This window comes from Streptomyces tricolor, assembly GCF_002155905.1.
GTDB classification, from domain to species: Bacteria; Actinomycetota; Actinomycetes; order Streptomycetales; family Streptomycetaceae; genus Streptomyces; species Streptomyces tricolor.
In genome coordinates this window covers 39,933-66,034 of record NZ_MUMF01000065.1, presented here as the reverse complement: position 1 = coordinate 66,034, position 26,102 = coordinate 39,933, and the positions used below count along the sequence as shown (strand labels likewise).

Annotated in this window: 22 protein-coding genes; 17 read left to right on the top strand and 5 right to left on the bottom strand. The window is 73.2% G+C overall.

Going from position 1 to position 26,102, the window contains the following annotated elements; translation table 11 throughout:
• The first annotated feature begins 207 nt into the window (after positions 1 to 207).
• The 3 genes from CCN44_RS05635 to CCN44_RS05625 are packed head-to-tail and all read left to right on the top strand — an operon-like array spanning position 208 to position 2,956.
• On the top strand, positions 208 to 996 hold the full coding sequence (locus CCN44_RS05635; protein ID WP_086697007.1) for a DUF5819 family protein: 789 nt from the start codon (positions 208 to 210) through the stop codon (positions 994 to 996).
• Positions 993 to 2,204, top strand: coding sequence for an HTTM domain-containing protein (locus CCN44_RS05630; protein WP_059250078.1), 1,212 nt, complete (start codon positions 993 to 995; stop codon positions 2,202 to 2,204). Before CCN44_RS05635 ends, CCN44_RS05630 begins: the two co-directional genes overlap by 4 nt.
• On the top strand, positions 2,201 to 2,956 hold the full coding sequence (locus CCN44_RS05625; RefSeq protein ID WP_086697006.1) for a TrmH family RNA methyltransferase: 756 nt from the start codon (positions 2,201 to 2,203) through the stop codon (positions 2,954 to 2,956). The genes CCN44_RS05630 and CCN44_RS05625 overlap by 4 nt, the downstream gene beginning before the upstream one ends.
• A 14-nt stretch (positions 2,957 to 2,970) precedes the next feature.
• Here the strand turns inward: CCN44_RS05625 and paaN are convergent, their stop codons facing one another.
• The gene (paaN, locus tag CCN44_RS05620) at positions 2,971 to 4,665 is read right to left on the bottom strand and encodes a phenylacetic acid degradation protein PaaN (RefSeq protein WP_086697005.1); all 1,695 of its coding nucleotides are present in this window, start codon (positions 4,663 to 4,665) and stop codon (positions 2,971 to 2,973) included.
• A gap of 158 nt (positions 4,666 to 4,823) precedes the next feature.
• Between paaN and CCN44_RS05615 the strand changes: the two genes are divergently transcribed.
• Together CCN44_RS05615 and CCN44_RS05610 are read left to right on the top strand one after the other, a co-directional pair.
• A complete protein-coding gene (locus tag CCN44_RS05615; protein WP_086697004.1) occupies positions 4,824 to 6,338 on the top strand; it encodes a 3-hydroxyacyl-CoA dehydrogenase in 1,515 nt (504 codons plus the stop codon).
• Complete coding sequence (locus tag CCN44_RS05610) at positions 6,335 to 6,922, top strand: TetR/AcrR family transcriptional regulator (RefSeq protein WP_059250082.1); 588 nt, start codon at positions 6,335 to 6,337, stop codon at positions 6,920 to 6,922. Before CCN44_RS05615 ends, CCN44_RS05610 begins: the two co-directional genes overlap by 4 nt.
• 2 nt (positions 6,923 to 6,924) lie before the next feature.
• On the opposite strand, the gene CCN44_RS05605 is transcribed toward CCN44_RS05610, so the two are convergent.
• Positions 6,925 to 7,410 (bottom strand): Lrp/AsnC family transcriptional regulator, encoded by a 486-nt coding sequence (locus tag CCN44_RS05605; RefSeq protein ID WP_059250083.1) that lies wholly within the window; start codon positions 7,408 to 7,410, stop codon positions 6,925 to 6,927.
• Between the two features lie 190 nt (positions 7,411 to 7,600).
• Between CCN44_RS05605 and pdhA (CCN44_RS05600) the strand changes: the two genes are divergently transcribed.
• From pdhA (CCN44_RS05600) to CCN44_RS05570, 7 genes are all read left to right on the top strand, one after another.
• Positions 7,601 to 8,764 (top strand): pyruvate dehydrogenase (acetyl-transferring) E1 component subunit alpha, encoded by a 1,164-nt coding sequence (pdhA, locus tag CCN44_RS05600; RefSeq protein ID WP_086697003.1) that lies wholly within the window; start codon positions 7,601 to 7,603, stop codon positions 8,762 to 8,764.
• Positions 8,761 to 9,765 (top strand): alpha-ketoacid dehydrogenase subunit beta, encoded by a 1,005-nt coding sequence (locus tag CCN44_RS05595; RefSeq protein WP_086697009.1) that lies wholly within the window; start codon positions 8,761 to 8,763, stop codon positions 9,763 to 9,765. The genes pdhA (CCN44_RS05600) and CCN44_RS05595 overlap by 4 nt, the downstream gene beginning before the upstream one ends.
• A complete protein-coding gene (locus CCN44_RS05590) occupies positions 9,765 to 11,147 on the top strand; it encodes a dihydrolipoamide acetyltransferase family protein (protein WP_086697002.1) in 1,383 nt (460 codons plus the stop codon). Before CCN44_RS05595 ends, CCN44_RS05590 begins: the two co-directional genes overlap by 1 nt.
• Before the next feature lie 69 nt (positions 11,148 to 11,216).
• On the top strand, positions 11,217 to 12,128 hold the full coding sequence (locus CCN44_RS05585; protein WP_059250087.1) for an NTP transferase domain-containing protein: 912 nt from the start codon (positions 11,217 to 11,219) through the stop codon (positions 12,126 to 12,128).
• Complete coding sequence (locus CCN44_RS05580) at positions 12,125 to 13,510, top strand: molybdopterin molybdotransferase MoeA (RefSeq protein ID WP_086697001.1); 1,386 nt, start codon at positions 12,125 to 12,127, stop codon at positions 13,508 to 13,510. Before CCN44_RS05585 ends, CCN44_RS05580 begins: the two co-directional genes overlap by 4 nt.
• Positions 13,507 to 14,604: a potassium channel family protein gene (locus tag CCN44_RS05575; protein WP_167403943.1), complete on the top strand. Its 1,098-nt coding sequence runs from the start codon at positions 13,507 to 13,509 to the stop codon at positions 14,602 to 14,604. The genes CCN44_RS05580 and CCN44_RS05575 overlap by 4 nt, the downstream gene beginning before the upstream one ends.
• A 29-nt stretch (positions 14,605 to 14,633) precedes the next feature.
• Complete coding sequence (locus tag CCN44_RS05570; protein WP_059250090.1) at positions 14,634 to 15,614, top strand: NAD(P)H-quinone oxidoreductase; 981 nt, start codon at positions 14,634 to 14,636, stop codon at positions 15,612 to 15,614.
• A gap of 20 nt (positions 15,615 to 15,634) precedes the next feature.
• On the opposite strand, the gene CCN44_RS05565 is transcribed toward CCN44_RS05570, so the two are convergent.
• Positions 15,635 to 16,447 carry a hypothetical protein gene (locus CCN44_RS05565; protein WP_086696999.1) on the bottom strand — a complete coding sequence of 271 codons (813 nt, stop codon included), beginning with the start codon at positions 16,445 to 16,447 and terminating at the stop codon, positions 15,635 to 15,637.
• 175 nt (positions 16,448 to 16,622) lie between these two features.
• Between CCN44_RS05565 and CCN44_RS05560 the strand changes: the two genes are divergently transcribed.
• Complete coding sequence (locus CCN44_RS05560; RefSeq protein WP_086696998.1) at positions 16,623 to 17,168, top strand: bacterial proteasome activator family protein; 546 nt, start codon at positions 16,623 to 16,625, stop codon at positions 17,166 to 17,168.
• A gap of 101 nt (positions 17,169 to 17,269) precedes the next feature.
• Here the strand turns inward: CCN44_RS05560 and CCN44_RS05555 are convergent, their stop codons facing one another.
• A complete protein-coding gene (locus CCN44_RS05555) occupies positions 17,270 to 18,916 on the bottom strand; it encodes a protein kinase domain-containing protein (protein WP_059250093.1) in 1,647 nt (548 codons plus the stop codon).
• 343 nt (positions 18,917 to 19,259) lie between these two features.
• Between CCN44_RS05555 and CCN44_RS05550 the strand changes: the two genes are divergently transcribed.
• Positions 19,260 to 20,888, top strand: coding sequence for a protein kinase domain-containing protein (locus CCN44_RS05550; protein ID WP_189397129.1), 1,629 nt, complete (start codon positions 19,260 to 19,262; stop codon positions 20,886 to 20,888).
• A 51-nt stretch (positions 20,889 to 20,939) separates the two neighbouring features.
• Here the strand turns inward: CCN44_RS05550 and CCN44_RS05545 are convergent, their stop codons facing one another.
• Positions 20,940 to 21,983, bottom strand: a complete 1,044-nt coding sequence (locus tag CCN44_RS05545) for a phosphotransferase (RefSeq protein ID WP_189397130.1) — start codon at positions 21,981 to 21,983, stop codon at positions 20,940 to 20,942.
• Positions 21,984 to 22,472: 489 nt separating this feature from the next.
• Here CCN44_RS05545 and pdhA (CCN44_RS05540) point away from each other — a divergent pair, with 489 nt between their 5' ends.
• The 3 genes from pdhA (CCN44_RS05540) to CCN44_RS05530 are packed head-to-tail and all read left to right on the top strand — an operon-like array spanning position 22,473 to position 26,098.
• Entirely contained in the window at positions 22,473 to 23,711 is a 1,239-nt protein-coding gene (gene pdhA, locus CCN44_RS05540) for a pyruvate dehydrogenase (acetyl-transferring) E1 component subunit alpha (protein WP_086696997.1), read from the top strand.
• A 1-nt stretch (position 23,712) separates the two neighbouring features.
• A complete protein-coding gene (locus CCN44_RS05535) occupies positions 23,713 to 24,690 on the top strand; it encodes an alpha-ketoacid dehydrogenase subunit beta (RefSeq protein ID WP_059250095.1) in 978 nt (325 codons plus the stop codon).
• Between the two features lie 10 nt (positions 24,691 to 24,700).
• Positions 24,701 to 26,098 (top strand): dihydrolipoamide acetyltransferase family protein, encoded by a 1,398-nt coding sequence (locus tag CCN44_RS05530; protein WP_086696996.1) that lies wholly within the window; start codon positions 24,701 to 24,703, stop codon positions 26,096 to 26,098.
• The last annotated feature ends 4 nt before the right edge of the window (positions 26,099 to 26,102 follow it).

Below are 26,102 nucleotides of genomic sequence, written 5' to 3'. Positions count from 1 at the left end.
CACGAGCGCCACGTCCCGGCCCCCGGGGCTGAGTACCGTTCCGTGCGGGCGCCGGGACGTGGCGCTCGTGCCGCATGCGGCGCCTGTGACGGGCGCCGCGCCGCCGGACCGCCCCGCTCAGCCGAACCCGCCGAGCCGGGCGGCCGGGCCGGAGACCGAGTTGAACACCGAGCTGACCGCATGAGCCGAAACGGGGGACGGGACGGAATGGACGCGTACGACGAGGATCCGCGGGGCCCGCAGGGCCCGGACGGGTCGGCCGGGACGCGTCTCCCGGACACCCCGCCGGGGTCGGCCCCGCCGCCGGACGCCGCAGCCGCGTCGGCGCCTGCACCCGCGCCCGCGCCCCGTACCGGCGTCGCGGCGCTCTCCCCCCGCTATCAGATCGGCGCCGCGCTGGCGCTCGCGGTGGTCGCCGTGGCCGCCTGTGTGCACCTGCTGATGGTGTTCCTCAGCCTCGCCCCCGCGAACACGGTGACGAAGCAGCACGGCAAGGCGATAGAGGAGTGGGTGTACCCGGAGTTCGAGCAGAACTGGAAGCTGTTCGCCCCGAACCCGCTCCAGCAGAACATCGCCGTACAGGTCCGCGCCGAGGTGCGGATGCGCGACGGCGGACTGCGCACCACCGGGTGGACCGACCTGTCCGCCCAGGACGGCGCCGCCATCGACGGCAACCTCGCCCCCAGCCACACCCAGCAGAACCTGCTGCGCCGGGCCTGGGACTTCTTCACCGCCACGCACGGCACCGACAACCGTCCCGTGGGCATGCGCGGCTCCCTGTCCGAGCAGTACCTGCGCCGGATCGTGGTCATGCGTCTGTACCGGGACGACCCGACGAGCCGGGAAGGCGTGATCCAGCGCGTGCAGGTCCGGTCCAGCACCACCAATGTGCAGCCGCCGCCGTGGAGCCGTGAGCGGGTGTCCGACAAACCCGTCTACCGCCTGCTGCCCTGGTGGTCCCTGACGTCCGACGAGGCCGCGGGAGGCGTGCGGTGAACCGGCTCTCCCTGACCCTGTCGCGAGGTGTCGCCCGCGTCACCGAGGCCGCCCTCGGGCCGTACCAGAGCGCCGTGATCCGGATCGGCTTCGCCGGGACCTGGCTGCTGTTCCTGCTGCGCGAGTTCCCGCACCGCCAGGAGCTGTACGGCCCCGCCGGACCGTGGGGCTGGAACCTCGCCAAGGAGCTGACCGCCGACAACCACGCCTTCACGGCGCTGCTGTGGTCCGACAGTCAGCTCTGGTTCGAGTGCTGCTACGCGCTGGCCATCCTCGCCAGCGCGGCCCTGCTGCTCGGCTGGCGCACCCGGACGGCGTCCCTGCTGTTCATGGTGGGCGTGCTGTCGCTGCAGAACCGCAGCGTCTTCATCGGCGACGGCGGCGACAACGTCCTGCACCTGATGGCCTTCTACCTGCTGTTCACGCGCTGCGGACAGGTCTGGTCCCTGGACGCGCGGCGCGCGGCCCACAACGCGGCGGCACGCGCACGCGGGGAGCGCGTGCCCGCCGACCGGGTGGGACCGGTGCTGTGGGCGGTGCTCGGCCTGGCGCTCGCCACGGCGACGCTGACCGGCCGGTTCGACAACGGCTGGCTGATCCCGGCGCTGCTGTGGACGGCCTGGGCCGGGCTCGGCCTGTGGTGGGCCGTCGGCCGCCGGGCGGCCTGGGAGCAGCCGCGGATCCTGCTGGACGTCGTCGCCAACGTCCTGCACAACGGCGCCCTGGTCGTGATCATGGCGGAGGCCTGCCTGATCTACGCCACGGCCGGCTGGTACAAGGTCCAGGGCTCGCGCTGGCAGGACGGCACCGCCGTCTACTACCCGCTCCACCTGGACTACTTCTCGCCCTGGCCCGCCCTGGCCGACTTGATGTCGTCCAGCGGCACGATCCTGATGATCGTGGCCTACGGGACGGTCATGGTGCAGGTCGCCTTCCCGTTCACGCTGTTCAACCGGCGGGTGAAGAACATCCTGCTGGCACTGATGATGATCGAGCACGCGGTGATCGCGGTCGTCCTGGGCCTGCCGTTCTTCTCGCTGGCGATGATCACCGCGGACGCCGTCTTCCTGCCGACATCCTTCCTGCGCCGGCTGGGCGGCCTGGCCGCACGCGCGCGGGACCGGCTCGCCCGGCGCGCCGGCCGTCCGGTCCCCGCCCCGCGCTCCCCGGAGGAGAGCGCGGCGGACCGCGTAGGGTTCAGCGCATGACCGACCCGCTGAGCCGCTGGCGGGCGCACGCGGACACCGCCGTGCTGCTCGACGGCTTCCACGCCCTGAAGCACGCGCTGCGCTTCGGGGCGCAGGTGCCGGTCGCGGTCACCACCGACCGGGAGGCCGCGCTGGCCCTCGCCGGGGAACTGGCCGGGGACGTGCGCGGCACCCTGGACGCCCTCCTGACGGAGGTGTCCCCGGAGGCGTACGCCTCCCTCGTGCCCCGGCCTCATCCGACCGGCGTGGCCGCCCTCGCGGTACGGCCGTCCCGCGAGGACAACCTGCGCGCCCTCGCCCGCACGCCCCGCACCGCGCCCGTCGTGGTCCTGGACAACCCCCGCAACCTCGGCAACGCGGGCGCGGTGATCCGGCTGGCGGCCGGTTTCGGGGTGACCGGTGTGGTCACCACGGGCACCCTCGACCCCTGGCACCCCACGGTGCTGCGCGGCGGCGCGGGCCTGCACTTCGCGACCGCCGTGGAGCGTCTCGGCGTCGACGAACTGCCCGCCGGCCCGCTGTTCGCCCTCGACCCGGAGGGCGAGGACATCCGCGGCACCGCGCTGCCCGACGACGCCGTGCTGGCCTTCGGCTCGGAGCGCACCGGCCTGTCGCCGCAGCTCCGCGCCCGAGCCGATCACCTCCTGCGCCTCCCGATGCGCCCCCAGGTCTCCAGCTACAACCTCGCCACCAGCGTGGCGATGACGCTGTACCACTGGAGCGCGACCCAGGGAGCGCATCGCGTCCCGTAAGGGCCGGCGGAGCGTCACGCCTGCCGGCGTACCTCCACCACCCGGAACCGGTTGGCCACGAACGCGCCGTCGGTGAGGGCCGCGTTCGCCGCCGGGTTGCCGCCCGAGCCGTGGAAGTCGGAGAAGGCGGCGGTCTGGTTCACGTACACCCCGCCGGTCAGGTTGAACGACAGCTGGGCCGACTCCTCCAGGCACACCTCCTGGATCGCCTCTTCGACGCCGGCGTCCGTGGTGTACGCGCCGACCGTCATGGCGCCCTTCTCCCTGACCGTGCGCCGCAGCAGCTCCGCCGCGTCCGTCACCGAGTCGACCGCGACGGCGAAGGAGACGGGGCCGAAGCACTCGCTCATGTAGGCGGCCTCGTCGTCCGGCTTGGCGCCGTCCAGCTTGACGATGACGGGGGTGCGGACCACCGCGCCCGGGAACTCCGGGTTGGCGACCTCGCGGGAGGCGAGGGCGACCTCGCCGAGCCCGGCCGCGGCCTCCAGACGGGCCTTGACGTCCGGGTTGACGATCGCGCCGAGCAGCGCGTTCGCGCGCGCGTCGTCCCCGAGCAGACCCTCGACCGCGCGGGCGAGGTCGGCGGTGACCTCGTCGAAGGACTTGGGGCCCTGGTCGGTGGTGATGCCGTCGCGGGGGATGAGCAGGTTCTGCGGGGTGGTGCACATCTGGCCGCTGTACAGGGACAGCGAGAACGCCAGGTTGGACAGCATGCCCTTGTAGTCGTCCGTGGAGTGCACGACCACGGTGTTGACGCCGGCCTTCTCCGTGTAGACCTGCGCCTGGCGGGCGTTGTCCTCCAGCCAGTCGCCGAACGCCGTCGACCCCGTGTAGTCGATGATCTTGATCTCGGGGCGCAGCGCGAGGGTCTTGGCGATGCCCTCGCCGGAGCGCTCGGCGGCCAGCGCGACCAGGTTCGCGTCGAAGCCCGCCTCGGCGAGCACGTCCCGGGCGATCCGGACGGTCAGCGCCAGCGGCAGCACCGCGCGCGGGTGCGGCTTGACCAGGACCGCGTTGCCGGTGGCCAGGGAGGCGAACAGGCCCGGGTAGCCGTTCCAGGTCGGGAAGGTGTTGCAGCCGATGACCAGGCCGATGCCGCGCGGGACCGGCGTGAACGTCTTGGCCAGCGCCAGCGGGTCGCGCTTGCCCTGCGGCTTGGACCACTCCGTCGACTGCGGGGTGCGGATCTGCTCCGCGTACGCGTACGCCACCGCCTCCAGGCCGCGGTCCTGGGCGTGCGGGCCGCCCGCCTGGAACGCCATCATGAACGCCTGGCCGGAGGTGTGCATGACGGCGTGCGCGAACTGGTGGGTGCGGTCGCTGATCCGCTTCAGGATCTCCAGGCACACCATGGCCCGCAGCTCCGGACCGGCGTCCCGCCAGGCGCGCTGTCCCGCGCGCATCGCGGGCAGCAGCACGTCGAGGTCCGCGTGCGGATAGGTCACGCCCAGTTCGATGCCGTACGGCGAGACCTCGTCGCCCACCCAGTCGTCGATGCCGGGCTGGTCGGCGAGGTCGAGGCGGTTGCCCAGCAGGGCGTCGAAGGCGGCCTTGCCCGCCGCCGCGTCGAGGCTGCCGTTCTCGCCGTAGGCCTTCGGGTGCTCGGGGTGGGGCGACCAGTACGCACGGGTGCGGATCGCTTCCAGGGCCTGATCGAGAGTGGGCCGGTGCTTCGCGATCAGCTCGGGCGCGGTCAGTTCGGCGGCCATGCGGGACCAACTCCTCGTCTGGAGAACTCGTCTTCGAGTCCGGACCTGGCAGAAAGAGCAGCGGGATGGGACGGTCAGAGCTAGAGTAACCGAACGATCGGTCGGTTCAAGGGGGTCCGCCGCATCTGTGGAAAACCCCGTGCGGGAGGATCGCGCACATGACAGCACTCGACCTCAGCAGCCCCGTGGCCGTCGTCGGAACCGGCACCATGGGCCAGGGAATCGCCCAGGTCGCGCTGGTCGCCGGCCATCCCGTACGGCTGTACGACACCGTCCCCGGGCGGGCCCGGGACGCGGCCGAAGCGATCGGCGCCCGTCTCGACCGGCTGGTGGCCAAGGACCGGCTCACCGGCGCCGATCGCGACGCCGCCCGTGCCCGCCTCAAGCCCGTGGACAGCCTCGCGGACCTGGCCGACTGCGGGCTGGTCGTGGAGGCCGTCCTTGAGCGGCTGGACGTCAAGCGGCAGCTCTTCGGCGAGCTGGAGGAGATCGTCGCCGAGGACTGCCTGCTCGCCACCAACACCTCCTCGCTGTCGGTGACGGCCATCGGCGGCGCCCTGCGTCACCCCGGCCGCTTCGTCGGCCTGCACTTCTTCAATCCGGCGCCGCTGCTGCCGCTGGTCGAGGTGGTCTCCGGGTTCGCCACGGACGTCACGTCGGCCACGCGCGCGTACGAGACCGCCCGCGCCTGGGGCAAGACGCCGGTGGCCTGCGCGGACACCCCCGGCTTCATCGTCAACCGGATCGCCCGGCCGTTCTACGCCGAGGCGTTCGCCGTCTACGAGGCCCAGGCCGCCGACCCGGCCACCATCGACGCGGTCCTGCGCGAGTGCGGCGGCTTCAAGATGGGCGCCTTCGAGCTGACCGACCTGATTGGCCAGGACGTCAACGAGTCCGTCACCCACTCGGTGTGGCAGTCCTTCTTCCAGGACGTGCGCTTCACGCCCTCGCTGGCCCAGCGCCGGCTGGTGGAGTCCGGCCGGCTGGGCCGCAAGAGCAGGCGGGGCTGGTACGACTACGCCGAGGGCGCCGAGCGGCCCGAGCCGCACACCGCCGACAAGGAGCAGCCGCCCGCCCACGTCGTCGCCGAGGGCGGCCTCGGTCCGGCGGGCGAGCTGCTCACACTGATCCGCGAGGCGGGCATCCAGGTCCGCGAGGAGGACGAGGACCACGGCACCCGGCTGGTGCTGCCCAGCGGCGGCCAGCTGGTCCTCGCCGACGGCCAGACCTCCGCGGAGTTCCGGGACGTCGTCTACTTCGACCTCGCCCTGGACTACCGCGCGGCCACCCGGATCGCCCTGTCCGCCGCCCAGGACACCTCGCCGCAGACCCTCGCCGAGGCCACCGGCCTGTTCCAGGCGCTCGGCAAGCAGGTCAGCGTCATCGGGGACGTCCCCGGCATGATCGTCGCCCGCACGGTCGCCCGGATCGTCGACCTCGCCCACGACGCCGTCGCCAAGGGCGTGGCCACCGAGGAGGACATCGACACCGCGATGCGCCTGGGCGTGAACTACCCGCTCGGCCCCTTCGAGTGGGACCGCAGGCTCGGCCGCGAGTTCGCCTTCGACGTGCTGGACGAGATGCACGAGCGCGACCCCTCCGGACGCTACGCGCCCTCCCTCGCGCTCTACCGCCACGCCTACGCCATCGACAAGCGGGAGGGCACCCCATGACCACGGCCAAGCGCGACACCTACACCCCGGAGACGCTGCTCTCGGTCGCCGTACGGGTCTTCAACGAGCGCGGCTACGACGGCACCTCCATGGAGCACCTGTCCAAGGCGGCCGGCATCTCCAAGTCGTCGATCTACCACCACGTCAGCGGCAAGGAGGAGCTGCTGCGGCGGGCCGTCAGCCGCGCTCTGGACGGGCTGTTCGCCATCCTGGAGGAGGAGCACGCGCGCGCGGGGCGGCCCGCCGACCGGCTGGAGCACGTCGTGCGCCGCATGGTCGAGGTGCTCATAGCCGAGCTGCCCTACGTGACGCTGCTGCTGCGCGTGCGCGGCAACACCGAGACCGAGCGGTGGGCGCTGGAGCGGCGCCGCGACTTCGACCACCGGGTGGCGGAGCTGCTGAAGGCGGCGGCGGCCGACGGGGACGTCCGCGGTGACGTCGAGGTCCGCCTGGCCACCCGGCTGGTCTTCGGAATGATCAACTCCATCGTGGAGTGGTACCGGCCGGACGCGCGGGGCGCGAGCGACCGGGAGGTGGCCGACGCCGTGGTCCGGCTGGTCTTCTCGGGGCTGCGCCAGGGCTGACCTCAGCTGTCCGGCTCCAGGTCCTCCTCCTCGAACACCAGCAGCGTGCGGGTGCTGAGCACCTCGGGAATCGCCTGGAGCCGGGTCAGCACCAGCTCGCGCAGCGCCCGGTTGTCGGGCGTGTGCACCAGCAGCAGCACATCGAAATCGCCGCCCACCAGGGCGATGTGGGAGGCGCCGGGCAGCTGTCTGAGCTGCTCGCGGACCGTCCGCCAGCTGTTCTGGACGATCTTCAGCGTGATGTAGGCCGAGGTGCCGTGGCCGGCCCGCTCGTGGTCCACGCGCGCGCTGAAGCCCCGGATCACCCCGTCCTCGACGAGCCGGTTGATGCGCGCGTAGGCGTTGGCGCGCGAGACGTGGACGCGTTCGGCGACGGACCGTATCGAGGCACGGCCGTCCGCCTGGAGGATCCGCAGGATGTCCTGATCGATGGCGTCCAGGGGGCGGGGCGGCGGCAGCACGACGCCGTCCTGCGGCCCGTCGGCCATTTGTTCAGGTCCCATGTCCCCCCGCTTCCTCGCCGTGGACGTCCTGCGTTCATTGCAGGCTGTGGAGAACCGTTTGTCCACAGCCTCGAGGGGCCTGTAGCCAAAATGTGCCGACGACCGAACAATCGGTTGGTGAGGCGGGTCACAGCCGACCCGCCTCCCGTAGCCGCTCCCACGAGGAGGTGCCGTCATGACGGTTCTGGAGCAGCGGGGCGCGTACCGGCCATCGCCGCCGCCCGCCTGGCAGCCCCGTATGGACCCCGCGCCGCTGCTGCCCGACGCCGAGCCCTACCGCGTCCTCGGCACCGAGGCGGCCGGAAAGGCCGACCCCGACCTGCTGCGCCGGCTCTACGCCCAGCTGGTGCGCGGGCGCCGCTACAACACGCAGGCCACCGCCCTCACCAAACAGGGCCGGCTCGCCGTCTACCCGTCCAGCACCGGCCAGGAGGCCTGCGAGGTCGCCGCGGCCCTGGCCCTGGAGGAGCGGGACTGGCTCTTCCCCAGCTACCGCGACACGCTCGCCGTCGTCGCCCGGGGCGTGGACCCCGCCGAGGCGCTCACCCTGCTGCGCGGCGACTGGCACAGCGGCTACGACCCCTACGCCCACCGGGTGGCCCCGCTCAGCACCCCGCTCGCCACCCAGCTGCCGCACGCCGTCGGCCTCGCGCACGCCGCCCGCCTCAAGGGGGACGACGTCGTCGCGCTCGCCATGGTCGGCGACGGCGGCACCAGCGAGGGCGACTTCCACGAGGCGCTGAACTTCGCCGCCGTCTGGCAGGCGCCGGTCGTCTTCCTCGTGCAGAACAACGGCTTCGCCATCTCCGTCCCGCTCGCCAAGCAGACCGCCGCCCCCTCCCTGGCCCACAAGGCCGTCGGGTACGGCATGCCGGGCCGGCTGGTCGACGGCAACGACGCCGCGGCCGTGCACGAGGTCCTCAGCGACGCCGTGCGGCGTGCCCGCGCGGGCGGCGGCCCGACCCTGGTCGAGGCGGTGACGTACCGCATCGACGCCCATACCAACGCCGACGACGCCACCCGGTACCGCGGCGACGCCGAGGTCGCGGCATGGCGCGACCACGACCCGATCGACCTGCTGGAACGCGAACTGACCTCGCGCGGCCTGCTCGACGACGCCGGCATCGAGGCGGCCCGGCAGGACGCCGAGACGATGGCCGCCGCCTTGCGGGAACGCATGAACCAGGACCCCGAACTCGACCCCATGGACCTCTTCGACCACGTCTACGCCGAGACCACCGCGCAGCTGCGCGAACAGCGTGCCCTGCTGCGGGCCGAGCTGGAGGCCGAGCAGGAGCAGCACGGCGAGCCGGGCGCGTGGGAAGGCGGCGCCCGATGACCACCGTCGCCGTCAAGCCCGCCACCATGGCACAGGCCCTCACGCGCGCGATGCGCGACGCGATGGCCGCCGACCCCACCGTGCACGTCATGGGCGAGGACGTCGGCACCCTCGGCGGGGTCTTCCGGGTCACCGACGGGCTCGCCAAGGAGTTCGGCGAGGACCGCTGCACCGACACCCCGCTCGCCGAGGCCGGCATCCTCGGCACCGCCGTCGGGATGGCCATGTACGGCCTCAGGCCCGTGGTGGAGATGCAGTTCGACGCCTTCGCCTACCCGGCGTTCGAGCAGCTGATCAGCCATGTGTCCCGGATGCGCAACCGCACGCGCGGCAGGATGCCCCTGCCGATCACCGTCCGCGTCCCCTACGGCGGCGGCATCGGCGGCGTCGAGCACCACAGCGACTCCTCCGAGGCCTACTACATGGCGACCCCGGGGCTGCACGTGGTCACCCCGGCCACCGTCGCCGACGCCTACGGGCTGCTGCGCCGGGCCATCGCCTCCGACGACCCGGTCGTCTTCCTGGAGCCCAAGCGGCTGTACTGGTCGAAGGACACCTGGAACCCCGAGGACCCGACCGAGGTCGAGCCCATCGGCCGCGCCGTGGTGCGGCGCACCGGCCGCAGCGCCACGCTCCTCACCTACGGCCCCTCGCTGCCGGTCTGCCTGGAGGCGGCCGAGGCCGCCCAGGCCGAGGGCTGGGACCTGGAGGTCGTCGACCTGCGCTCCCTGGTGCCGTTCGACGACGAGACGGTCTGCGCGTCCGTCCGGCGCACCGGCCGTGCGGTCGTCGTCCACGAGTCCACCGGCTTCGGCGGCCCGGGCGGTGAGATCGCGGCCCGCGTCACCGAGCGCTGCTTCCACCACCTGGAGGCGCCGGTGCTGCGCGTGGCCGGCTTCGACATCCCCTACCCGCCGCCCATGCTGGAGCGGCACCACCTGCCCGGCGTCGACCGCATCCTGGACGCCGTGGCCCGGCTGCAGTGGGAGGTTGAGGGCTGATGGCTCAGGTGCTGGAGTTCAAGCTGCCCGACCTCGGCGAGGGGCTCACCGAGGCGGAGATCGTCCGCTGGCTGGTCAAGGTCGGTGACGTGGTCGCCGTCGACCAGCCGGTGGTCGAGGTGGAGACGGCCAAGGCGATGGTCGAGGTGCCCTGCCCCTACGGCGGTGTGGTCACCGCCCGCTTCGGCGAGGAGGGCACCGAACTGCCCGTCGGCGCCCCGCTCCTCACGGTCGCCGTCGGCGCACCCGCGGCGGAGCCCGAGGGCTCCGGCAACGTCCTGGTGGGCTACGGCACCCAGGCCCCGGCGGCCCGCCGCCGAAGGGTACGGGCGGGCACGGCCGCCGACGGACAGCCGCGGCGGCCCGGGACCGCCGCGGCGGCCCCCCACGCGCGCGTGACGGCACCGGCCCCGGCGTCCCCGCCGGAACCCGTCTCCACGCCCGCGCCCGCACCCGCCGAGGGACCGGTCCCCGTGATCTCCCCCCTCGTGCGCAAGCTCGCCCGGGACAACGGCGTCGACCTGCGGCAGCTGGCCGGATCGGGCCCGGACGGCCTCATCCTGCGCGCGGACGTCGAGAACGCGCTGCGGACCGCGGGCGAGCGGATCCGCGCGGCGCGGGAACCGGTCGTCGCCGAGCCGGTCGCCGCGGAGCCGGCCGTGCGGACCCCCGCGGCGGCGCCCCGGGCCGAGGCCGGCGTCCGGATCCCGCTCAAGGGCGTGCGCGGCGCCGTCGCCGACAAGCTCTCCCGCAGCCGCCGCGAGATCCCGGACGCGACCTGCTGGGTCGACGCCGACGCGACCGAACTCATGCGTGCGCGCACCGCCATGAACGCCGCGGGAGGCCCGAAGATCTCCCTGCTGGCGCTGCTCGCCCGCATCTGCACGGCGGCCCTGGCCCGGTTCCCCGAGCTGAACTCCTTCGTCGACACCGAGGCCCGCGAGGTCGTCCGGCTCGACCACGTCCACCTCGGGTTCGCCGCCCAGACCGAACGCGGCCTGGTCGTGCCGGTCGTCCGGGACGCCCACGCGCGCGACGCCGAGTCCCTGACCGCCGAGTTCGCCCGGCTCACCGAGGCCGCCCGCGCGGGGACGCTCACCCCCGGGGAACTCACCGGCGGGACCTTCACGTTGAACAACTACGGCGTCTTCGGCGTGGACGGCTCCACCCCGATCATCAACCACCCGGAGGCCGCCATGCTGGGCGTCGGCCGCATCGTCCCCAAGCCGTGGGTGCACGAGGGCGAGCTGGCCGTCCGCCAGGTCGTCCAGCTCTCGCTCACCTTCGACCACCGGGTGTGCGACGGCGGCACGGCGGGCGGCTTCCTGCGGTACGTGGCGGACTGCGTGGAACAGCCGGCGGTGCTGCTGCGCACCCTGTGACGGACACCCGGCGTACGCCGTGACGTACGCCGGGTCCAGAAGAAGGGGCCCGCAGGACATACTCGGAGGGTGACCGACACCGCGCCCGCCGCTCCCGGGGCCCCCGCGCCGTACGACGCCGTCGTACTGGCCGGCGGTGCCGCCCGGCGGCTGGGCGGGGCCGACAAGCCCGGCCTGCGGGTCGGCGGACGCGCGCTGCTCGACCGGGTCCTCGCGGCCTGCGCCGGTGCGGCCACGACCGTCGTCGTGGCCGCCCCCCGGCCCACCGCACGCCCGGTGCGCTGGGCGCGCGAGGACCCGCCCGGCGGCGGACCGGTCGCCGCGCTGGAGGCCGGCCTGCGGCGCACCACCGCCGCGCACACCGTCGTCCTCTCCGCCGACCTGCCCTTCCTCGAACCGGCCACCCTGCGGCGCCTGCTGACCGCTCTTCGGGGCACCGGCGCCGACGGCGCGCTGCTCACCGACGCCGACGGCCGCGACCAGCCGCTCGTGGCCGCCTACCGCACCGCCGCCCTGCGCCGCGAGCTGACCGCCCTCGCCGCCGCGCACGACGGCCTCACAGGGCTGCCGCTGCGCCGGCTGACCGGCGCCCTCCGCCTCACCCGCGTCCCGGACCCGCTCGCGTCCTTCGACTGCGACACCTGGGACGACATCGCCGACGCCAGGGCACGGATCAGGGAGCATGGGCACGTGTTGGATGAATGGATCTCCGCAGTCAAGGACGAGCTGGGCATCGACCTGGACGTCGACACCGGCGTCCTGCTCGACCTGGCCCGCGACGCCGCACACGGTGTGGCCCGCCCCGCCGCGCCGCTGACCACCTTCCTCGTCGGCTACGCGGCCGCCCAGGGCGGCTCAGGCCCCGAGGCCGTCGCCGAGGCCGCCCGCAAGGCCACCGCGCTGGCGCTGCGCTGGGCGGAGGAGAGCGGCGCCGACGCGACCGGGAGCAGCGGGGGCCCGAGCGCCCCGGACGCCGGATGACCGCCCCCGGCACCCGGGCCGAGGCGCCCGCCGAAGACACCGACGACCTTGACGTCGAGGAGGCCCTGGCCCTGGTGAGGGAACCCCACGGGGAGCCGCGGAACGACGGCACGGACGACAGCCCGGCCCGGACACCCGCCGCGGACCCGCAGGCGCCCGGCGAGCGGCCCGCCGAGCGGCACCGGGCCACCCCCTGGACCCGGGCCCGGGAGACCGCGGCCCGCGCCGCGCGCTCCCGCACCCGCCGCGCCCCCGTCTCCGTACCGCTCGCCGACGCCCTCGGCCTGGCCCTGGCCGCCCCGCTCGACGCGCTCACCGACCTGCCCTCCTTCGACACCTCCGCGATGGACGGCTGGGCGGTCGCCGGCCCCGGCCCCTGGCAGGTGCGGGAGGAGGGCGTGCTGGCCGGGCACGCGCAGCCCGAGCGGCTCACCGACGGCGAGGCGGTCCGCATCGCCACCGGCGCCCGCATTCCCGCCGACACCACCGCTGTCCTGCGCACCGAGCACGGCCGGATCGACGCCCAGGGCCGCCTGCACACCACCCGCGAGATGCTCCACGGCCAGGACATCCGCCCCCGCGGCCAGGAGTGCCGCAATGGCGACCAGCTGCTGCCCGTCGGCACCCTGGTCACCCCCGCCGTCCTCGGACTCGCCGCTGCGGCCGGCTACGACACGGTCACCGTCGTCCCCCGCCCCCGCGCCGAAGTGCTCGTCCTGGGCGACGAGCTGCTGACCGAGGGGCTGCCGCACGACGGGCTGATCAGGGACGCCCTCGGCCCCATGCTGCCGCCGTGGCTGCGCGCGCTCGGCGCCGACGTCATCGCCGTACGCCGGATCGGCGACGACGCCCGGGCGCTCCACAAGGCGGTCACCCGTTCCGACGCGGACCTGATCGTCACCACGGGCGGCACCGCGTCGGGACCCGTCGACCACGTCCACCCCGTCCTGGACCGGGTCGGCGCCGAACTCCTCGTCGACGGCGTCAAGGTGCGCCCCGGCCACCCCATGCTGCTGGCCCGCACCAAGGACCACCAGCACCTGGTCGGTCTGCCCGGCAACCCCCTCGCGGCCGTCTCCGGGCTGCTCACCCTCGCCGAGCCGCTGCTGCGCACCCTCGCCGCCCACCCCGCCCCCGAGCCGTACACCCTGCCGCTGCGGGAGCCGGTGCAGGGGCACCCGCACGACACCCGGCTCGTCCCCGTGGTCCTGCGCGGTGACCACGCCGTGCCGCTGCACTACAACGGCCCGGCCATGCTCCGGGGCATCGCCGCCGCCGACGCGCTGGCCGTCGTACCGCCGGGCGGGGCCCGGCAGGGCGAGGAGACGGAACTGCTGGACCTGCCGTGGGCGACCGCCGGAATCGGGGTGTGTTTCACGTGAAACTTCCGGGCCAAGACGCCATCGCCCGCCAAGCGGGCGAAAACCTGGTGACCCATCAGGTGGTCCTCCCGAGGAAAGTGGTGGAGCGCCCGATCCGCCAGGTCGGCAAGCGGCTGATCATGGCCCTGCTGGTGCTGCTCACCACCGCCGTGGTCGTCTACTCCGATCGCGAGGGCTACCACGACAACTCCGACGGTTCCGTCGACCTGCTCGACGCGTTCTACTACGCGACCGTCACCCTCTCCACCACCGGATACGGTGACATCACCCCGGTCAGCGACGCCGCCCGGCTCGTCAACATCTTCGTCATCACCCCCTTGCGCGTGCTGTTCCTGATCATCCTGGTCGGCACCACGCTGGAGGTCCTCACCGAACGCACCCGTGAGGAATGGCGCCTGAACCGCTGGAGGTCCACGTTGCGCGATCACACCGTCGTCATCGGCTTCGGCACGAAGGGGCGGTCGGCCATCCGGACCGTCTGCGCGACCGGGCTGAAGAAGGAGCAGGTGGTCGTGGTCGACCCCAGCTCCAAGGTGATCGACGCGGCGAACGCCGAGGGCTACGCCGGCGTCATAGGCGACGCCACCCGCAGCGACGTACTGAAACGTGCCGAGGTGCACAAGGCCCGGCAGATCATCGTCGCCCCGCAGCGCGACGACACCTCCGTCCTGGTCACGCTGACCGCCCGGCAGCTCAACCGCAGCGCCAAGATCGTGGCCGCGGTGCGCGAGGAGGAGAACGCCCCGCTGCTCAGGCAGTCCGGCGCCGACGCGGTCATCACCAGCTCCGGCGCGGCCGGCCGTCTGCTGGGCCTGTCCGTCCTCAGCCCCGCCGCCGGCATGGTGATGGAGGACCTCATCCAGCAGGGCAGCGGACTGGACCTGGTGGAACGGCCGGTGGTCCGCGGCGAGGTGGGCAAGAGCCCGCGGGAGACGGACGACCTGGTGGTGAGCGTCATCCGCGGCCACCGGGTGCTCGGGTACGACGATCCGTCCGTCGGCACCCTCCAGCTGACGGACCGGCTCATCACCATCGTCCGTGCCTCCCCCGGCACCCAGGTCACCCCGGACACCCGCCCCCTGCCACGCGGGTGACCGGGTCCCCGGGGGGTAGCGTCACCGGCATGCATGCGATCACGATTCCCGAACCTGGTGGTCCCGAGGCGCTGGTGTGGGACGAGGTCCCCGACCCGGTGCCCGGCGAGGGCGAGGTGCTGGTCGAGGTGGTGGCCAGCGCCGTCAACCGCGCCGACGTGCTGCAGCGCCAGGGCTTCTACGACCCGCCGCCCGGCGCCTCCCCCTACCCCGGCCTGGAGTGCTCCGGCCGGATCGCCGCGCTCGGCTCCGGCGTCTCGGGCTGGGCCGTCGGTGACCCCGTCTGCGCGCTGCTCGCGGGCGGCGGCTACGCCGAGAAGGTCGTCGTACCGGCCGGGCAGCTGCTGCCCGTGCCCGAGGGCGTCGACCTCACCCGGGCGGCGGCGCTGCCCGAGGTGGTCTGCACCGTCTGGTCCAACGTGTTCATGGTCGCCCACCTGCGCCCCGGCGAGACGCTGCTGGTGCACGGCGGCTCCAGCGGCATCGGGACCATGGCGATCCAGCTGGCCAAGGCCGTCGGCGCCAAGGTGGCGGTGACCGCCGGCACGAAGGAGAAGCTGGAGCGCTGCGCCGAGCTGGGCGCGGACGTGCTGATCAACTACCGCGAGCAGGACTTCGTCGCCGAGATCCGGCAGGCCACCGGCGGCGCGGGTGCCGACGTCATCCTCGACAACATGGGCGCCAAGTACCTCGACCGCAACGTCCAGGCCCTCGCCGCCAACGGGCGCCTGGCGATCATCGGCATGCAGGGCGGGGTGAAGGGCGAGCTGAACATCGGCGCGCTGCTCAGCAAGCGGGCCGCGATCAGCGCGACCTCGCTGCGCGCCCGTCCGCTGGAGGAGAAGGCGGCCATCGTCGCCGCCGTACGCGAGCACGTGTGGCCCCTGCTCGCCGCGGGGCACGTCCGCCCGGTCGTGGACCGCGAGCTGCCGATGCCGCAGGCGGCCGAGGCACACCGGCTGGTGGAGGCGAGCGGTCACATCGGCAAGGTGCTGCTGGTCGTGCCGTAGACGGAGGCGGTGCGGGGCGGTCAGCTCCGGCGGAGTCTGAGCCCCAGCAGGGCCAGGCCCAGGCCCAGGCCGATGAGGACCAGGCCGCTGCCCAGCGGAAGGACCCGCAGGACCGGTTCGGCGCGGGCGTCGCCCCGCTGAGCCGCCTGCTGGGCGTCGGGCGCCACCGTGAGCCCGGTCGGGTCGGGGACGGCCTCCTCGGGTGCCGGGGAGGCGCTCGGTATCTCCGCGGTCTCCGGCTCCTCGGGTTCCTCCGGCTCCTCGGGCTGCGCGACGGGGGTGGCGGGAGGCGGGTCGCCGTCGCCCTCCAGCTCGCCCGCGGGCCCGTCCGGGCGGCCCGGCCGCATCCGCCCCTCGCCGGCCCGGCTGCCCGCCCGGGACGGCTCGACCGAGGCGAGGTGGCGGAAGGGGCGGACCGAGGCCGAGGCGGAGTCGGACGGCATCGGCACGGCGGCGGACGCGTCCCGGTCCGCGGAGGCGGCCGGCGTGGCCCGCGGCAGGTCCGGGCCGTCCCGGCCCGCGGGGCTCTCTTCCGGCCGTCCCCGCTCCGGCTGCCCGCGGCCCGGGACGGTGCCCTCGGGAGCGGCTTCGTCGCGGGCGGTGCCCTCAGGGACCGCCTCCGCGCGGGCCGCGTTCTCCGCGGGCCGCTGCGGGCCTTGGTGCCCCGTGGCGGACGGGCGGGCGGAGTCCGGCTCGCCGGCGTGGACGGGCGCGCCGCCGTGCGCGAGGGTGCCGCCGTACGCGACGGCGGTGCCGTACGCCGGCAGCGCCGCCGCGGTGAGGACGACCAGCAGCCGGACGCAGCGGAGCGTGAGTCGTAGGCGTGGAGTCACGTCGGTGACCTCCCGGGGGCCCAGGTGTCGTGACCGATGGAAAACCGACGGGAACAAGCCTCACATCGCATGGCAAAGAGGGCACTCCGGATTGCGCCGTCGGGTCTAAACGGTGGATCAGCGCCACGAGGGGGCACCACGGTGATGAGGTGGTGGCGTGCGAGAGAATGGCGGCATGGAGATGCCGAGGAACGAACGGTCGCCGGAGAATCCCCAGATCCTCGTCGTGGGTCAGGACGGGATGGCGCTCGGCGGCGGCGGCGGGGACGACGACTCCCGTGAGACCCCGGTGACGGAGCAGGTGGAACAGCCGGCCAAGGTCATGCGGATCGGCAGCATGATCAAGCAGCTGCTGGAGGAGGTGCGCGCGGCTCCCCTCGACGAGGCCAGCCGGGTGCGGCTGAAGGAGATCCACGCCAGCTCGGTGAAGGAGCTGGAGGACGGCCTGGCCCCGGAGCTGGTCGAGGAACTGGAGCGGCTCTCGCTGCCGTTCACCGACGACGCCACGCCGAGCGACGCCGAACTGCGGATCGCCCAGGCGCAGTTGGTGGGCTGGCTGGAGGGCCTCTTCCACGGGATCCAGACGACGCTGTTCGCCCAGCAGATGGCCGCGCGGGCCCAGTTGGAGCAGATGCGCCGCGCGCTCCCGCCCGGCCTGGCCGGGCACGAGAGCGGCGACGACCACCACGCGGGCGGTCGCTCGGGCGGGCCGTACCTCTGAGCCCCCCGGCCGACCCGGCTCGGCCACGACACACGCAGGGCCCGGCGGACGACCGCCGGGCCCGGCCTATATCCCCAGCCGCCGGTGCGGGCGGCTCGGGCTCACTGCGGCGGGTTGCCCGTCGACACGGTCAGCTCGATGCTGTCCAGGTCGTCCGGGTCGACATCGGTGCCCTGGCTGGGGAACTGGTTCAGGACGGTCCCGTCGCCCCAGGTGTTGTTGTCCTCGTCCTTGATGTCCCACTTCCAGCCCGCGGCCTGCAGGCACTCCTTCACGGAGCCGATGTCCTTGTAGCGGAAGTCGGGCAGCTCGATCTTGTCCGGGTCCTTCCAGGACTCCTGCGGATCGGTGCACTTGGACGTCTCGATCGTCCGGGAGATGTCCGGGCCGCGGTAGCCCGCGCGGTGCGAGGCGGACGCCGAGGCGCTCGAACCGCCGCCCCCGCCCTTGATGTCCTCGCCGGCGTTCTTCACCGTCAGCGCCACGATCACGCCGACGACCACGATGGCCGCCACCGCGACCGACCCGACGACCACCGGCCGCTTCTTCCGGCCGGCCGGCCCGGCGGCCGGGTGCCCGGCGGTCTGCGGCGCGACGGTGTACGGCGGCGGCGTCGGGGCGCCGGTCTGCGGGCCGTAGCCCACCGGAGGCGTCTGGTAGCCGCCCTGCTGCGGGTAGCCGTAGGAGGGGGCGGGCGTCGGGTGGCCGTACGGGTTCGGAGCCGGGGCCGGGGTCGGCTGGTACGGCGTCTGGACCTGCCCCTGCGGCGCCGGGGTCGCCTGGTCGACCGGCGGGAACACCGCGGAGCCGACGCCCGCGCCGCTCTGCGTCGGCCCGGAGCCCGGCACGATGCTCGGCGGGGCCGCCTGGAAGGAGGCCGCGACCCGCAGGCACTCGTCGCGCATGGCCTCAGCGGTCGGGAAGCGCTCGTTCGGGTTCTTCTTCAGCGCGCGGGCGACCAGTGCGTCCACCGCGGGCGGCAGCGCGCGGTTGACCGAGGAGGGCGCCACCGGCTCCTCCTGCACATGCGCGTACGCGATCGCCAGCGGCGAGTCCGCGTCGAACGGCAGCCGACCGGTGACCAGCTGGAACAGCATGATGCCGACCGAGTACAGGTCGGACCGGGCGTCCACGCCGCGGCCCAGGGCCTGTTCGGGCGAGAGGTACTGCGGGGTGCCGACGACCATGCCGGTCTGCGTCATCGAGGTGACCCCGGACTGCATGGCGCGCGCGATGCCGAAGTCCATCACCTTGACCACGCCGCGCTTGGTCACCATCACGTTGCCCGGCTTGATGTCGCGGTGGACCAGCCCCATCTCGTGGCTGATCTCCAGGGCGGCGAGCACGTCGGCGGTGACCTTCAGCGCCTTGTCGGCGGGCATCGCGCCGTACTGCCGGATGTCCTCCTCCAGGACCGAGCCCAGCGGCCGGCCCTCGACGTACTCCATGACGATGTACGGCATCGCCGTGCCGTTCAGGTCGTCCTCGCCCGTGTCGAAGACGGAGACGATGTTGGTGTGCGTGAGCTTGGCCACGGCCTGCGCCTCACGGCGGAAGCGCTCCCGGAAGGCCTGCTCGCGGCCGAGTTCGGTGTGGAGGGTCTTGATCGCGACCTGGCGGTCCAGCACGGCGTCGTACGCCAGGTGCACCGAGGCCATGCCGCCCTCGCCCAGCAAGTCGCGCAGCTGGTACCGGCCTCCGGCCAGCGCCTGCCCCGCGTACCGGCCGTGTGCGCCGTCCTGGCTCATCTCTCCGCGTCCCCCACTGGCCGTCCGGCGCCGTCATCCAGCGAACAGGCCTTGATCGAATGTGTCATTCCCGGCCAAGTCTGCCCCAGGGCACTGACACGTCAAGCTCGGTGCCCGTTCCGTGACCGTACGCGCAAGAAGCGTCGCGCAAGCGTTACAGGCGGCGTACGACCGGCACACAGAATTTGCACGACAGCGCGTGCTAGAGGTTTCATGACCGGTCCGTCTCGGGTCGGTCCCGGTTCCCGTTCCGAACCGGTGGCGCCCGCGGAGGCTGTAGCGTGGCCGACGGAGACCGTAACAACACCGCGCGCACCGCGGGCAGAAACGACGGCGAGGACTGATGGCACAGACGCAGCGCTCTCAGGGCCCGTCCGACCCCGAGGCGACTGGCGGCGGCATGTCAGACGCGCCGGAGCTGTGGGGCAACGGCGGGCTCGTCGGCGACGGCCGGTACCGGCTCACGCACCGGCTGGGCCGGGGCGGCATGGCCGAGGTGTTCGCGGCCGAGGACGTCCGCCTGGGCCGTACGGTCGCGGTCAAGCTGCTCCGCGCGGACCTGGCCGAGGACCCTGTCTCCAAGGCCCGTTTCACCCGCGAGGCGCAGTCGGTCGCCGGCCTCAACCACCACGCGATCGTCGCCGTGTACGACTCCGGCGAGGACACGGTGGGCGGCCAGTCCGTGCCGTACATCGTCATGGAGCTGGTCGAGGGCCGCACCATCCGCGACCTGTTGATGAACGCCGAGGCGCCGGGCCCCGAGCAGGCCCTGATCATCGTCTCCGGTGTGCTGGAGGCGCTCGCCTACTCGCACCAGCATGGCATCGTGCACCGTGACATCAAGCCGGCGAATGTCATCATCACCCACAGCGGCGCCGTCAAGGTGATGGACTTCGGCATCGCCCGCGCCCTGCACGGCGCCTCGACGACGATGACGCAGACCGGCATGGTCATGGGCACCCCGCAGTACCTCTCCCCGGAGCAGGCGCTCGGCAAGGCCGTCGACCACCGCTCCGACCTCTACGCCACCGGCTGCCTGCTCTACGAACTCCTCGCGCTGCGGCCCCCGTTCACCGGCGAGACCCCGCTGTCGGTGGTCTACCAGCACGTCCAGGACATCCCGACCCCGCCCTCGGAGGTCTCCGAGGGCTGCCCGCCGGAGCTGGACGGCCTGGTCATGCGCTCCCTCGCCAAGGAGCCGGACGACCGGTTCCAGACCGCCGAGGAGATGCGCGGCCTGGTCCAGTACGGCCTGCAGATGCTGTACGACCAGGGCGGCCACACCGGTACCTGGAACACCGGCCCGGTCGAGACGCACGACGGCCGGCACACCCCGGCGGCGGGCTTCGCCGGGACGACCGTCATGCCCCACCCCGTGGACGCGGGCGGCACCGCGCAGATCCCGCAGCCGATCCTGCCCGCGGGCTACGGCAGCGGTGACGACGGCGGTTTCGAGGGGCACGGCAACAAGGGCAGCGGACGCGGCAAGCTGTGGATCCTCGCCGTGCTCGCGGTCGTCGCGATCGCGGCGGGCGTCGCGCTGGCGCTGAAGAACGCGGGCGGCGAGGGCGGCAACGGCACCGACACCAAGCCGACGACGACGCACTCCAAGAGCACCAAGGAGGAGTCGCCCACGCCGACCCCGACGGACGACGACACCGGCGCGCCCTCGGACCCCTCCACCGAGGACGGCAGCTCGGGCACGGGCACGGGCTCCGGCTGGCCGCCGGCGACCACGCCGTCGTACAGCCAGTCGCAGTCGGCCCCCTCCACGCCGAGCACCCAGCCCTCGACCCCGCAGACCACGCCGTCGCAGCCCACGGGCACGACGGACGGCGGTACGGACGCGGGGACCGGCGACGGCGGCACCGACGCCGGCACGAGCGACGGCGGCACCGACGCGGGGACCAGCGAGGGCGGTACGGACGCGGGGACCACGACCGAGGGCGCCATCGGCGACACCACCGGTTGAAGGACGCCCACGGCAACCGGGCCGGCGGCACCCTGAGGTGACGCCGGCCGCTCACTGCACGAACGCGTCGCACACCGCGTCGTACTCGCGCGTCCACCACACGGCGAGCGCCGACGCGGCCGGGAACTGGCAGTCCGCGCGCGTGTCGCCGCGCTCGTAGTGCCAGCGCAGCATCCAGAAGTCGTTCAGCCGCTCCCACCACACCCGGTGCACGGCCGCCGCCAGTTCGGAGGGCGTGGCTCCGGCCGCGCGCCGGTACGCGCGCGCGTAGGCGCGCACTTTCGACAGGTCCAGCGTCCCGCCGGGCCGGACGAAGAAGATCACGGCGGCGCGTACGGCCTCCTCCGCGCGCGGCTGCACACCGAGCCGGTCCCAGTCCACGATGGCCGCCGGGGCGTCGTCCTTGTAGAGCAGGTTGAACGGGTGGAAGTCGCCGTGCACCCAGCCCACCGAGCCGCCGCGCGGCGGGCGCCGGTCCGCGTGCTGCTCCAGCAGCGCGCGGCGCTCCAGCAGCCGGTGCCGGGCGAGTTCGTCGAAGGCGTCGGCGGGCCGGTGCCGGCGCACATGGGCGAGCAGGTCGTCGATGAGGGCGAAGGTGTCGGCCGGGTCGGCGCTCTCCACGGGATGCGGGCCGGTCGCCGGGCGCGTGCGCCCCTTGGGGGGCATCACCCGCTCCAGACAGGCGTGTACGGCGCCCAGCAGCGCCCCCAGGCGCGCGCTCTCCCCGCGGGTGAGCTGGCCGCCGTGCCGGTGCCTGCCGTCGATCCAGGGATGCAGGGCGTAGGCGTGGCCGCCGATGACGGCGACCGTGCGGCCCTCGCGGTGCGCGAGCGGCAGGGGGACCGGGACGCCGAGGTCGGCGAGGCGCTGGGTGGCCCGGTGCCGGCGTTCGATGGCGGCCGGGTCGGCGGTGTCCGGATCGAAGTGGTGCTTGAGGAAGTAGCGGCCGCGGGTGGTGCAGAGCCGGTAGCCGCGGTTGAGGAGACCCTGGTCGACCGGCTCACAGGTGAGGGCGGTTCCCGCGGCGTACAGGCGGAGCAGGGCGCCCAGAGGGGGCGCGTGTGGATCGAGGGGTGGTACACATGAGCGCGGCACGCGCCAGATGGTAGGGCACGCGCAGCCCCTGTGAGCTGGGGCTTGTCACAGGCAGTCGCCGACGGTCGCTTTCGGTCACGCGACGGGCTTTTCCGCCTTCACGAGAGTGGCTTCGGCGGCCGTACGGGTTATCGAACAGAAATACCCGGAATTTCCGTCTTCGTGTGCGAGGCCAGTCTCACATGAAACTCTTCCCGTGACCTGGGTGCGCGGGATAACGTGCGGGTGCTCCGGACTGGCGCAAGGCTGTGACCAGCGCGCTTTCACACCACCTCGATTTACTTGGAAATCCAAGCAAAATCGCAGGTCAAACGGGGTTTCACAGAAATGTGGGGCACTGGGTAACGTGATGGTTGCAGGGCGCTCGCCGGGGCACCTGTCACGCCTGTTCCCGGCCGAGTGGCACCCACCCCGTGCCCGGTGGTCGAAACAGGTGAGCCGCACTGGCCTACCGGCAACCCCGGGGGCCGGAACGACGGAGGAGCACACGTGACCGTGGAGAGCAGTGCCGCGCGCAAGCCGCGACGCAGCGCCGCAGGCAAGGCCGGCACCACCGGCAGCAAGACCGGCACGACGGCCGGCACGACCGGAGCCACCGGCACCAAGCGCACCACCCGTACCACCCGCAGCACCGCCAAGAAGAGCACCGACCCGGAACTCGTGCAGCTCCTGACGCCGGAGGGCAAGCGGGTCAAGAACGCCGAGTACGACGCCTACGTCGCCGGCATCACCCCCGACGAACTCCGCGGCCTGTACCGCGACATGGTGCTCACCCGCCGCTTCGACGCCGAGGCCACCGCCCTGCAGCGCCAGGGCGAGCTGGGCCTGTGGGCCTCCCTGCTGGGCCAGGAGGCCGCGCAGATCGGCTCCGGCCGGGCCACCCGCGAGGACGACTACGTCTTCCCGACCTACCGCGAGCACGGCGTCGCCTGGTGCCGCGGGGTCGACCCCACCAACCTGCTCGGCATGTTCCGCGGCGTGAACAACGGCGGCTGGGACCCCAACGGCAACAACTTCCACCTCTACACGATCGTCATCGGCTCCCAGACGCTGCACGCCACCGGTTATGCGATGGGCGTGGCCAAGGACGGCGCGGACTCCGCGGTCATCGCCTACTTCGGCGACGGCGCGTCGAGCCAGGGCGACGTGGCCGAATCGTTCACCTTCGCCGCGGTCTACAACGCCCCGGTGGTGTTCTTCTGCCAGAACAACCAGTGGGCGATCTCCGAGCCGACCGAGCGCCAGACCCGCGTCCCGCTCTACCAGCGCGCGCAGGGCTACGGCTTCCCCGGCGTCCGGGTCGACGGCAACGACGTGCTCGCCTGCCTGGCGGTCACCAAGTGGGCGCTGGAGCGCGCCCGCAACGGCGAGGGCCCCACCCTCGTCGAGGCGTTCACCTACCGCATGGGCGCCCACACCACCTCCGACGACCCCACCCGCTACCGCGGCGACGAGGAGCGGCTGGCCTGGGAGGCGAAGGACCCGATCCTGCGCCTTCGCCGGTACCTGGAGGCTTCAGACCACGCGGACGAGGGATTCTTCGCGGAACTCGAGGCCGAGTCCGAGACGTTGGGCAAACGAGTGCGCGAAGCGGTCCGCGCCATGCCCGACCCGGACCACTTCGCCATCTTCGAGAACGTGTACGCGGACGGGCACGCGCTCGTCGACGAGGAGCGCGCCCAGTTCGCCGCCTACCAGGCGTCGTTCGCCGATGAAGGGGGTCACTGAGATGGCCGAGAAGATGGCGATGGCCAAGGCCATCAACGAGTCGCTGCGCCGCGCCCTGGACGCCGACCCCAAGGTCCTGGTCATGGGCGAGGACGTCGGCAAGCTCGGCGGTGTCTTCCGCGTGACGGACGGCCTGCAGAAGGACTTCGGCGAGAGCCGGGTCATCGACACCCCGCTCGCCGAGTCCGGCATCGTCGGCACCGCGATCGGCCTGGCGCTGCGCGGCTACCGCCCGGTGGTGGAGATCCAGTTCGACGGCTTCGTCTTCCCGGCCTACGACCAGATCGTCACCCAGCTCGCCAAGATGCACGCCCGCTCGCTGGGCAAGGTGAAGCTGCCGGTCGTCGTCCGCATCCCCTACGGCGGCGGCATCGGCGCGGTCGAGCACCACTCGGAGTCGCCCGAAGCGCTGTTCGCGCACGTGGCCGGCCTGAAGATCGTCTCCCCGTCCAACGCCTCGGACGCGTACTGGATGATGCAGCAGGCCATCCAGAGCGACGACCCGGTGATCTACTTCGAGCCCAAGCGGCGCTACTGGGACAAGGCCGAGGTCGACTTCGAGGCGATCCCCGCCCCGCTGCACAAGGCGCGCGTGGTCCGCGAGGGCACCGACCTCACCCTGGCGGCCTACGGCCCGATGGTGAAGCTGTGCCAGGAGGCCGCGGACGCGGCGGCCGAGGAGGGCAAGTCCCTGGAGGTCCTGGACCTGCGCTCGGTCAGCCCCCTCGACTTCGACTCCCTCCAGGCCTCGGTGGAGAAGACCCGCCGCCTGGTCGTGGTGCACGAGGCGCCGGTGTTCTTCGGCTCCGGCGCGGAGATCGCCGCCCGGATCACCGAGCGCTGCTTCTACCACCTGGAGGCACCGGTCCTGCGCGTCGGCGGCTACCACGCCCCGTACCCGCCGGCGCGCCTGGAGGAGGCGTACCTGCCGGACCTGGACCGCGTGCTCGACGCCGTCGACCGCTCGCTGGCGTACTGAGGAGAGGGTCGTGACGACGATGACGGAAGCGTCCGTACGCGAGTTCAAGATGCCCGACGTGGGCGAGGGGCTCACCGAGGCCGAGATCCTCAAGTGGTACGTCCAGCCGGGCGACACGGTCACGGACGGCCAGGTGGTCTGCGAGGTGGAGACGGCGAAGGCGGCCGTCGAACTGCCCATCCCCTACGACGGCGTGGTCCGCGAACTGCACTTCCCCGAGGGCACCACGGTGGACGTGGGCACGCCCATCATCGCGGTGGCCGTGGCCGGCGGCGCCGCCCCGGAGGCGCCCGCCGAGCAGCCCGCGGCGGAGCCCGCCCGGCCGCAGGAGGAGCCGAAGCCGGAGGGCCGCCAGCCGGTCCTCGTGGGCTACGGCGTGGCGACGTCCTCCACCAAGCGCCGCCCGCGCAAGGGCCCCGAGGTCACCGTCCCGGCGCCGGCGCAGGCGATCCAGGCCGAGCTGAACGGCCATGCCGGCGCGGTCGCCGAGAAGCCGCGCCCGCTGGCCAAGCCCCCGGTGCGCAAGCTGGCCAAGGACCTGGGTGTCGACCTGGCCGCGATCACCCCGTCCGGCCCGGACGGCATCATCACCCGCGAGGACGTCCACGCGGCGGCCACACCGCGGACGGCCGAGCCGCAGGCCCCGGTCACGACGGCCCCCGCGACCCCCGCGGCCCCGGCTCCCGTGGCGTCCTCGTACGACGCCGCGCGCGAGACCCGCATCCCGATCAAGGGCGTCCGCAAGGCCACCGCGCAGGCGATGGTCTCCTCGGCGTTCACCGCGCCGCACGTCACCGAGTTCGTGACGGTGGACGTGACCCGCACGATGAAGCTGGTCGAGGAACTCAAGCAGGACAAGGACATGCAGGGGCTGCGGGTCAACCCGCTGCTGCTGATCGCCAAGGCCCTGCTGGTCGCCATCAAGCGCAACCCGGAGATCAACGCGTCCTGGGACGAGGCCAACCAGGAGATCGTGCTCAAGCACTACGTCAACCTGGGCATCGCCGCGGCCACCCCCCGCGGTCTGATCGTCCCCAACATCAAGGACGCCCACGACAAGACGCTCCCGCAGCTCGCGGAGGCGCTGGGCGACCTGGTGTCGACGGCCCGCGAGGGCAAGACCTCGCCCGCGGCGATGCAGGGCGGCACGGTGACCATCACCAACGTCGGCGTCTTCGGCGTCGACACCGGCACCCCGATCCTCAACCCGGGCGAGTCGGCCATCCTCGCGGTCGGTGCGATCAAGCTCCAGCCGTGGGTCCACAAGGGCAAGGTGAAGCCGCGTCAGGTCACCACCCTGGCCCTCAGCTTCGACCACCGCCTGGTCGACGGCGAGCTGGGCTCCAAGGTCCTCGCGGACGTCGCTGCGATCCTGGAACAGCCGAAGAGGCTGATCACCTGGGCATGAGGGC